This window comes from Nonomuraea sp. NPDC005983 (genome assembly GCF_040614375.1).
Lineage (GTDB): Bacteria > Actinomycetota > Actinomycetes > Streptosporangiales > Streptosporangiaceae > Nonomuraea.
Genome location: NZ_JBEXUP010000287.1, coordinates 1 through 2,215 on the forward strand (window position 1 = coordinate 1; position 2,215 = coordinate 2,215).

Sequence of the window (2,215 nt, forward strand, 5' to 3'; positions counted from 1 at the left end):
CCCCGAGCAGCGCCGTGGCCGCCGCGCCGATCGCCGTCACCCGCCTGCGCCGGCGGATCGCGTCGATGCGCGCGCGCACCTGCTTGTGCCTGGCCGGGTTGGCGGGGGACGGGCTCTCGCCGTGCTCGTGCAGCACGTCCCGCAGATCCTGAACGGTCATCGGTGCAGCTCCTTCACGATCGAATCGTCCACCCGCAGCTTGGCCAGCGCCTTGGCGGTCTGGCTCTTCACCGTGCCCGGCTCGCAACCGAGCAGCCTGGCCACCTCCGTGACCGGCAGATCCTCGTAGAAACGCAGCACGACCACGGCGCGCTGCCTGGCGGGCAGCCTGCCCACCGCCTGCCAGAGCATCTCCCGCTCGTCGCTCACCGTGTCGCTGGACGGCTCGTCGGGCAGCGTGTCACTGGGCAGCTCCCGCCTCCAGCGTCGGCGCCACCAGGAGGTGTAAGTGGTCACCATCACCCTGCGCACGTACGGCTCTGGCTCGTCCACGCCCGGCCAGGCGAACCACGCCTTGGCCAGCGACTCCTGCAGCAGGTCCTCGGCGGTCGCCCAGTTGCGGGTGAGGAGGTACGCGGTGCGTAACAGCCGGTCCGACCGTGTCGCCACGAAGTCCTGATATGTCGCCCGATCTGCCACGTAGAGTCTCCCGTCGTCGTCCTGACGACGGTAGTGACGCATCCGGCGACGCCCAGGGTTGCCCGGACTAGCGCGCCGTCTTCCGGGTGATCGTGAACGGGGCCAGCTCGCCCAGACCGCGGACCGAGAGGCGGTTCACCGGACGCAGGTCGAACGCCCTGTCGCCCTCCAGCTCCTCGGCCATCTCCGGGTCGGCCAGGATCGTCCCGGGACGGGCCAACGCGGTCAGCCTGCTCGCCAGGTTCACCGTGGTGCCGAACACGTCGCCCATCCGCCCGACCACCGGGCCCACGGCCAGGCCCACCCGCAGCTCCGGCATGCCCTTAACCTTCGCGTGGGACTCGATCAGGCGCAGCGCGATCTCCGCGGCCTCGTGCGCCTTGACCGCCACGAACAGCACCGAATCGCCCAGCGTCTTGACCACCCGCCCGCCGGACGAGGTCACCACGTCCGCCGAGCGCCCCTCGAACCTGTCGACCAGCCCGGCCAGCTCGGTCTCCGTGATCTGCCTGCTCAGCCGGGTGAACCCGACCAGGTCGGCGAACCCGACGGCCAGCCGCACCGCGCTCGTCTCCTGTTCGGAGAGCCGGTGCGCCGAGGCCGCCAGCTGCCGCTGCCACGCGTACACCATCAGCCTCGCCAGGTCGGGCACCACCCGCTCCGCCCGCCTGCGCCACGCCCTTGGCCGCTCGGCCAGCGGCACGCCCGCCTGGTCCAGCGCCTCCGCGCCCAGCTCCGCCTGCGACTCGGCCAGCCGCGCCGTCGCCCTGCCGATCGACCTCGCCAGCAGGAGGACGTGCTCCTCGTCGTAGACGCCGTCGCTGACCATGCCGAGAAGGGTCCGCAGCGCCTCCACGTCGGAGTCGGTGAACTCCACGGCGTCGTCGGCGACGTTCGCGAACCCGAGCGCCCGCCAGAACCTGCGGGCACGGTAGAACGGGACGCCGGCCATGTCGGCGACCTGGTGGCTGGTGTAGCGGCGGGGCTCGCGCAGGAACGCCTCCACCAGCCCGTCGGGATCCTCGCTCGCCACGGCTGCAAGATAACACCCCGGGTCAGCGTCCGCGCACGCCGCTCCAGACGCACGGGGAGGTGGCCCCGATGCCGAGCACGTCCCCCTCGGTCCAGGACAGCGAGAGCAGAAAGTCGTCGGGACGAGTACGGCCGGACACATCGGGTCTGCCGATGTCGAAGCCGTGTGTGACGATAAGGTGCCCCTGGGATTCCCAGTGGTGCTTCACCATGACCTCCAGAGGAAGTCGGTCATTAGGGCCGGGAGGAATCCGGACCCCGCAAGGGGTGGCCCGGCGGAGCCGGGACACCCAGGGCGCAAAGCGCACAAAACCTCACCTTCTCCCTTTCGCTGACGGATCCTTCTGCGATCCGGTAAAACACGAACATGCGTACGGCGTACAGGGTGCGGGTCTATCCCACCCCCGAGCAGGCTGCGGTGCTGAATCGCACGTTCGGCTGTGTACGGTTGGTGTGGAACAAGGCGCTGGCGTGGCGGCGCCACCGCCACCATGCCGACGGGGCCAGGACGTCCTACGCGCAGACTGACCGGTATCTGACCGAG

At 70.4% G+C, this 2,215-nt stretch carries 4 protein-coding genes; 1 reads left to right on the forward strand and 3 read right to left on the reverse strand.

Annotated elements, in window-relative coordinates; all coding sequences use genetic code 11:
* Positions 1 to 156: 156 nt before the first annotated feature.
* Genes ABZ297_RS46695 through ABZ297_RS46705 form a run of 3 tightly spaced genes read right to left on the reverse strand, consistent with a single transcriptional unit; the run spans position 157 to position 1,883 of the window.
* The gene (locus ABZ297_RS46695; protein ID WP_355361041.1) at positions 157 to 681 is read right to left on the reverse strand and encodes a SigE family RNA polymerase sigma factor; all 525 of its coding nucleotides are present in this window, start codon (positions 679 to 681) and stop codon (positions 157 to 159) included.
* 25 nt (positions 682 to 706) lie between these two features.
* Positions 707 to 1,672 carry an adenylate/guanylate cyclase domain-containing protein gene (locus ABZ297_RS46700; RefSeq protein ID WP_350812694.1) on the reverse strand — a complete coding sequence of 322 codons (966 nt, stop codon included), beginning with the start codon at positions 1,670 to 1,672 and terminating at the stop codon, positions 707 to 709.
* A gap of 22 nt (positions 1,673 to 1,694) precedes the next feature.
* Positions 1,695 to 1,883 (reverse strand): hypothetical protein, encoded by a 189-nt coding sequence (locus ABZ297_RS46705; RefSeq protein ID WP_355361044.1) that lies wholly within the window; start codon positions 1,881 to 1,883, stop codon positions 1,695 to 1,697.
* Positions 1,884 to 2,038: 155 nt separating this feature from the next.
* On the opposite strand from ABZ297_RS46705, the gene ABZ297_RS46710 reads away from it, so the two are divergent.
* Positions 2,039 to 2,215, forward strand: a 177-nt coding sequence (locus ABZ297_RS46710) for a helix-turn-helix domain-containing protein (protein WP_355361047.1), incomplete at its 3' end; no start/stop codon positions are given.

Bases quoted from the DNA above. Each gene is read 5' to 3' on its own strand.
- ABZ297_RS46695 (WP_355361041.1), bottom strand. From the start codon at position 681: ATGCGTCACTACCGTCGTCAGGACGACGACGGGAGACTCTACGTGGCA.
- ABZ297_RS46705 (WP_355361044.1), bottom strand. From the start codon at position 1,883: ATGGTGAAGCACCACTGGGAATCCCAGGGGCACCTTATCGTCACACAC.